The following is a 6,072-nucleotide window of genomic DNA, read 5'->3' on the forward strand; positions in this document are numbered from 1 at the left end:
ATCGCGGTTCAGTACAGATAAATACGCGCTACGCTTTCTTTGCGTGTTCGCGAATCACCAAACCACGCAGGAAATAACGCAGGAACTGATCCCCACACTCACGATAGTTTTTGTGGTCCGGCGCGCGCATCATCGCGGTGATCTCCGGCATCGACACGCGAAACTTCTGCTGGGTCATAATGGCCAGAATGTCATCGGTTTTCAGTGAAAAGGCGATACGCAGTTTTTTCAACACCGTGTTGTTATTAACGCGGCGCTCAAGTGCCAGTTCAGGTGCAGAATCATCTTTACCGCGCTTATGGTAGATAAGGCCGTTTAAAAAACCGGAGAGGATGATATCAGGGCAGCGAACAAAACCCTCTTCATCTTCTTTCGTCATCCAGGTGTCGAAACCTGCGGAGGTGGATTCCATGTCGGCGAGCGCAAGAATACGCACCATGTCATTATTATTCGCTTTCAGGGTGTAGCGCAGGCTACGAAGAATGTCGTTACTTAGCATAGAGTCTTCAACTGTCGGTGATGCAATGGCGCGCAGTGTATCAGTTTTACAGTCCAATCGCCTCTTTTAGACTTTTAAGATAACGACGACTTACCGGGACCGTCAGTCCGTTGCGTAAAATCAATTCTGCCTGGCCGTTATCTTCCAGGCGGATCTCCTGTAATTGCGCCATGTTAACCAGGTATTGTCGATGGCAGCGCAACAGCGGAGTACGGCTTTCCAGTGTTCTCAATGTAAGTTCAGTAAAGCCTTCTTTACCATCACTGCTGGTGACATAGACACCGCTCATACGACTGCTGATAAACGCCACATCATCCATTTGCAGCAGATAGATACGGCTATGGCCAGTACACGGAATAAACTTAAGCATCTGCTGGTTTTCCGGCAGCAGCGACACATCCTGCTTGGTACGTTCCTGACGTAAACGGATCAGCGTTTTCTCCAGCCGCGTTTCCTCTATCGGCTTGAGCAAATAATCAAAGGCGTGTTCTTCAAAAGCTTTAACCGCATATTCATCGAAAGCGGTCAGAAAAACGATATACGGACGATGCTCCGGATCAAGCATACCGACCATTTCCAGGCCACTAATCCGCGGCATCTGAATATCGAGGAACAATACATCCGGGCGCAATTTATGTACTGCACCGATGGCCTCAACCGCGTTCGAACACTCCCCCACAATCTCAATGTCACTTTGCTCCTGCAACAGGATCCGCAGATTCTCCCGCGCTAACGGTTCATCATCCACAATCAACACCTTGATCATGCCAGTTCCTCCAGAGGAAGTCGTAAAGTGATTCGGGTAAAATGGTCGGGTTCGCAGGCTACGCTGATGCCAAAATCATCACCAAACCGCTCCCGCAGTCGTTTATCTACCAGATTCATACCCAGTCCGCTGGCTTCTGTTGTGGGCTGATACAATCCGGCATTATCTTCGATATCCAGCATCAGATACTGCCCTTCTCGTCGGGCAGTAATCGACACCTCACCGGTATCAAGTAGCTGTGAAGTACCGTGCTTAATGGCATTCTCCACTATCGGCTGCAAGGTAAAAGCCGGTAATTGCTGGTGAGAAAGCTCTTCCGGAACCGTTAGGGTCACCTGCAAGCGTGACTGGAATCGCGCCTTTTCAATTTGTAGATAAGCATTAACGTGCTCAATTTCATCGGCCAACGTCACAATCTCTGATGGCCGTTTTAAGTTTTTGCGAAAGAAGGTCGAGAGATACTGCACCAGTTGGCTGGCCTGTTCGCTGTCGCGTCGAATCACGGCTTTAATGGTATTGAGTGCATTAAACAGAAAATGTGGATTTACCTGAGCATGCAAGAGCTTAATTTCTGACTGCGTGAGCATCGCTTTTTGACGCTCGTACTGGCCGGCCAGAATCTGCGCCGACAGCAGTTGGGCGATCCCTTCTCCCAGCGTGCGGTTAATTGAGCTAAAAAGACGATTTTTAGCTTCATACAGTTTAATGGTCCCCATCACCCGCTGATTTTCACCACGTAGCGGGATCACCAGCGTAGAGCCTAATTTGCATTGCGGATGCAGCGAGCAGCGGTACGGCACTTCGTTACCATCGGCATAAACCACCTCTCCGGTATCAATCGCCCGTTGCGTATACGAGGATGAAATGGGCCGGCCTGGCAGGTGATGATCGTCGCCAATGCCGGTAAACGCCAGGAGCTTTTCGCGATCGGTAATCGCCACTGCGCCGATATCCAGCTCTTCGTACAACACCTGGGCGACCTTCATGCTGTTAACCTCGTTGAATCCCTGACGCAAAATACCTTCCGTCGAGGCAGCAACTTTTAGCGCAGTAGCAGAAAACGCTGAAGTGTATTTTTCAAACATGGCTCGTTTGTCGAGCAAAATACGCATAAACAACGCCGCACCCACAGTATTGGTGACCATCATCGGTGCGGCAATGTTACTGACAAGGTGCAACGCATTTTCAAAAGGACGCGCAATCAATAAAATGATCAGCATCTGTACCAGTTCAGCAACAAAGGTAATCGCACCTGCCGTCAGCGGGCTAAATACTTTATCAGTGCGACCGCGGCGGGTAAGCACACTGTGTACCAGCCCTCCGAGCAGGCCTTCCACGATGGTCGAAATCATACAGCTGAGGGCCGTCATTCCGCCCATCGAGTAACGATGAAGGCCACCGGTCAGCCCAACTAAACCTCCGACAACCGGGCCACCCAATAAGCCGCCCATCACCGCACCGATAGCTCGGGTATTCGCAATCGAGTCTTCAATATGCAGACCAAAGTAGGTGCCCATAATGCAGAAGATGGAGAAGGTAACATAACAGAGGAGTTTGTGAGGCAGCCGGATGGTGACCTGCATCAGCGGGATAAACAGGCGTGTTTTGCTCATCAGCCACGCGATAACGAGAAACACACACATCTGCTGAAGCAGCAGCAACACCAGATTAAACTCGTACATACCCGCCAACCACACTTCACTTAAAAGGGCGTAACATACATGGGCTACGCTTAACTTTCTTTGAACTGTTGCAAAAAAAAAAGAATTTGTGAGAACGATCACTCAAAAGCGCCCGTCCGGACACAATATCACCCACATTGTGATCAAAAAACAATCAAAACTACCTGGTTCGCAAAAGAGCGTCTAAAGTAAAACTGGGACCTCGCGAGCATGAGTGAGACAACGATGGCGCTTTACACAATAGGTGAAGTGGCTTTGCTTTGTGATATCAATCCTGTCACTTTACGCGCATGGCAGAGACGTTATGGATTACTAAAACCGCAACGGACAGACGGCGGTCATCGCCTGTTTAACGATGCTGACATCGACCGGATCCGCGAAATCAAACGCTGGATAAATAATGGGGTACAGGTCAGCAAAGTAAAAATGTTGCTCAGTAATGAAAATATTGATGTGCATAACGGCTGGCGTGAACAACAAGAAACCTTATTGAGCTATTTGCAAAGTAATAATTTGCATAGCCTCAGAGTATGGATAAAGGAGCGTGGCCAGGATTATCCCGCGCAGACGCTTAACACACATTTATTCATTCCTCTGCGGCGGCGTCTGCAATGTCAGCAGCCTGTACTCCAGGCGTTACTGGGTATCCTTGATGGCGTCCTCATCAACTACATTGCTATTTGCCTTGCGTCGGCGCGTAAAAAACAGGGGAAAGATGCACTGGTCGTCGGCTGGAATATTCACGATACCACCAGATTATGGCTGGAGGGTTGGGTTGCCAGTCAGCAGGGATGGCGGGTTGATGTGCTGGCACATTCGCTAAACCAGCTACGACCGGAACTGTTTGAAGGTCGGACTTTACTCATCTGGTGTGGAGAAAGTCAAACCCCCGCTCAGCAACAGCAACTGGATGAATGGCGGGCGCTGGGCCACGATATTTATCCACTTGGCATTTAATATTCTATTAACAAACGTGTACAATCCTTTAATCAACATAAGGAGTGCATAATGAGCGCAGCTAAAATCGGTGTAATAACCCTCTTCCTGCTGATGGCCATCGGCGGTATCGGCGGTGTAATGCTGGCAGGCTATACCTTTATTTTACGTGCCGGGTAAGGTAGTGCGATAAGCGCTCAAACCCGCGATCGACAATGACTGCGGCCAACGCGACCAACAGCGCTCCCTGAATTACATAAGCAGTATTGAATCCGCTTAGTCCGATGATAATCGGCGTTCCCAGCGTGTTTGCCCCAACGGTCGAAGCAATTGTCGCGGTGCCAATGTTAATAATCACCGACGTGCGAATTCCCGCCAGAATGACCGGAGCCGCCAGCGGAAGCTCCACTTTACGCAGTCTCTGCCCATCGCTCATCCCCATTCCGCGGGCGATATCCATCACGCTGCCAGAAATTCCCCCCAACCCTGCCAGCGTTGCCTGTAAAATTGGGAGCACGCCATACAAGGTCAGCGCAATAATGGCAGGCTCCGGACCAAAACCCATTACGGGTACGGCGATCGCCAGTACAGCTACCGGTGGAAAAGTTTGCCCCACGGCGGCGATTGTTTCCACCAGGGGGCGAAACTCAGTCCCCCACGAACGGGTTACCGCTATCCCCGCACCTGTACCGATGATCACGGCAACCAGGCTGGAGCTCCCCACCAGCGCAAAATGGGCCAGCGCCAGTGCCATAAAACTTTCCTGCTGATAAACAGGACGAGGTAACTGTGGAAACAGCGCGCCAAACAGTGCCTGGCTGTGCGGTAAGCCTGCCAGCAGGAACAGAAAAAGCGCAATAAGCCAGAGCAGCGGGTCAGACAGACGTTTCACGGTACGGTATCTCCGTAAGCAAATCGTGAAAATGAAGCGTACCGCAGGCAACGCCCTGTGAATTAACCACCGGTAAGACTTCACAACCGCGAGCCACGAAAACGGAGAGCGCATCACGTAACGTCATCTCATCGACCAGTGGTTCCCCGCACAGTTGCGTATCATGTCGCATAAAATCGCCCACAGTTCGCAGCGACAGGAGCCGCACGCCAAGTTCGCTGCGACCAAAAAATGTTTGAACGAAATCATTAGCCGGAGCGGTCAACATCGACAGCGGTGTTCCTTGCTGCACGACCCCACCCGCATCCATCAATACCAGATGTTCCGCCAGCCTCAACGCCTCGTCGATATCGTGTGTCACCAGCACAATAGTGCGACCAAGCAAGCGATGAATACGGGTCATCTCTTGCTGCAAGGCACCGCGCGTCACCGGATCCAGCGCGCCAAAAGGCTCATCCATCAAAAGAACCTGAGGATCCGCCGCCAGAGCACGTGCCACCCCCACCCGCTGCTGCTGCCCACCGGAAAGCTGATGCGGATATCGGTGACGCAACTCTGCTTCCAGTCCCAGTAAAGCCATCAGTTCTTCTGTTCGTTCATCAATACGCGAACGCGACCATTTTTGCAGTTGTGGTACGGTGGCAATATTCTGCGCGACAGTCCAGTGTGGAAACAATCCGATAGATTGAATGGCGTACCCCATACGCCGTCTTAACTCCAGCACCGGCAGACTGCGGATCTCCTCCCCGGCAAAACGGATCTGACCGCTGTCATGTTCCACCAGTCGATTTATCATTTTCAACGTGGTGGATTTCCCCGAACCTGACGTGCCAATTAATACTGAAAAGCTGCCTTCGCGAAAATGCAGGTTAAGATCGTTGACCGCCGTTTGTTGACCATAGGTTTTACTGACATGGCTAAATTCAATCATCGTTTGTCACCTTCAGCAGAGCTAAGCCTAAATCAAACAGCGCATCAATCAACACCGCCAGCACAACTACCGGAATCACGCCCAACAGCACCAAATCTACAGCGCTACTGAGTAGTCCCTGAAAAACCAGCGCGCCAAATCCCCCCGCGCCAATCAGTGCGGCAATGACGGCCATCCCCACCGTCTGCACCATCACCACGCGCAAACTGCGCAAGAAAACGGGCAGCGCCAGCGGGAGCTGTACCGCGCTAAAACGTTGACGCGAACTCATCCCCATTGCCCTGGCGCTTTCCAGTACATCACGAGGAACCTGGTTCAGTCCTGCCACGACGCCGCGCACCAGCGGTAATAATGCGTACAACACCA

The 6,072-nt window shown here is 51.3% G+C and carries 8 protein-coding genes; 2 read left to right on the forward strand and 6 right to left on the reverse strand.

Annotated elements, in window-relative coordinates:
- Nucleotides 1-28: 28 nt before the first annotated feature.
- From AACS05_RS15155 to AACS05_RS15165, 3 genes are read right to left on the reverse strand one after another with little or no spacing between them, the layout of a single operon-like run.
- Nucleotides 29-499 (reverse strand): YehS family protein, encoded by a 471-nt coding sequence (locus tag AACS05_RS15155; protein ID WP_045449699.1) that lies wholly within the window; start codon nt 497-499, stop codon nt 29-31.
- Nucleotides 500-545: 46 nt separating this feature from the next.
- On the reverse strand, nt 546-1,265 hold the full coding sequence (btsR, locus tag AACS05_RS15160) for a two-component system response regulator BtsR (RefSeq protein ID WP_045444954.1): 720 nt from the start codon (nt 1,263-1,265) through the stop codon (nt 546-548).
- Nucleotides 1,262-2,947 carry a sensor histidine kinase gene (locus tag AACS05_RS15165; RefSeq protein WP_045444957.1) on the reverse strand — a complete coding sequence of 562 codons (1,686 nt, stop codon included), beginning with the start codon at nt 2,945-2,947 and terminating at the stop codon, nt 1,262-1,264. Before AACS05_RS15165 ends, btsR begins: the two co-directional genes overlap by 4 nt.
- Before the next feature lie 225 nt (nt 2,948-3,172).
- Between AACS05_RS15165 and mlrA the strand changes: the two genes are divergently transcribed.
- Nucleotides 3,173-3,904, forward strand: a complete 732-nt coding sequence (gene mlrA, locus AACS05_RS15170; protein WP_045449701.1) for an HTH-type transcriptional regulator MlrA — start codon at nt 3,173-3,175, stop codon at nt 3,902-3,904.
- A gap of 51 nt (nt 3,905-3,955) precedes the next feature.
- Nucleotides 3,956-4,063, forward strand: a complete 108-nt coding sequence (locus tag AACS05_RS15175) for a protein YohO (RefSeq protein ID WP_003027354.1) — start codon at nt 3,956-3,958, stop codon at nt 4,061-4,063.
- Here AACS05_RS15175 and AACS05_RS15180 read toward each other — a convergent pair.
- The 3 genes from AACS05_RS15180 to AACS05_RS15190 all read right to left on the reverse strand — a co-directional run.
- Complete coding sequence (locus AACS05_RS15180; RefSeq protein ID WP_045444960.1) at nt 4,044-4,775, reverse strand: ABC transporter permease; 732 nt, start codon at nt 4,773-4,775, stop codon at nt 4,044-4,046. The two genes, AACS05_RS15175 and AACS05_RS15180, sit on opposite strands and share 20 nt — an antisense overlap.
- Nucleotides 4,759-5,706 (reverse strand): ABC transporter ATP-binding protein, encoded by a 948-nt coding sequence (locus AACS05_RS15185; protein WP_045444963.1) that lies wholly within the window; start codon nt 5,704-5,706, stop codon nt 4,759-4,761. The genes AACS05_RS15180 and AACS05_RS15185 overlap by 17 nt, the downstream gene beginning before the upstream one ends.
- Nucleotides 5,699-6,072 (reverse strand): ABC transporter permease (locus AACS05_RS15190; RefSeq protein ID WP_144243076.1); only part of this gene is annotated, 374 nt, incomplete at its 5' end. The genes AACS05_RS15185 and AACS05_RS15190, both read right to left, overlap by 8 nt.

Origin of the sequence: Citrobacter sp. S-77 (genome assembly GCF_963864895.1) — a bacterium.
Classification (GTDB): Bacteria; Pseudomonadota; Gammaproteobacteria; order Enterobacterales; family Enterobacteriaceae; genus Citrobacter; species Citrobacter murliniae.

What these genes read in the sequence shown, in the direction of transcription:
- AACS05_RS15185 (WP_045444963.1), bottom strand. Translation starts at nt 5,706, where the DNA reads ATGATTGAATTTAGCCATGTCAGTAAAACCTATGGTCAACAAACGGCG.
- AACS05_RS15155 (WP_045449699.1), bottom strand. Translation starts at nt 499, where the DNA reads ATGCTAAGTAACGACATTCTTCGTAGCCTGCGCTACACCCTGAAAGCG.
- AACS05_RS15165 (WP_045444957.1), bottom strand. Translation starts at nt 2,947, where the DNA reads ATGTACGAGTTTAATCTGGTGTTGCTGCTGCTTCAGCAGATGTGTGTG.
- mlrA (WP_045449701.1), top strand. Translation starts at nt 3,173, where the DNA reads ATGGCGCTTTACACAATAGGTGAAGTGGCTTTGCTTTGTGATATCAAT.
- btsR (WP_045444954.1), bottom strand. Translation starts at nt 1,265, where the DNA reads ATGATCAAGGTGTTGATTGTGGATGATGAACCGTTAGCGCGGGAGAAT.
- AACS05_RS15175 (WP_003027354.1), top strand. Translation starts at nt 3,956, where the DNA reads ATGAGCGCAGCTAAAATCGGTGTAATAACCCTCTTCCTGCTGATGGCC.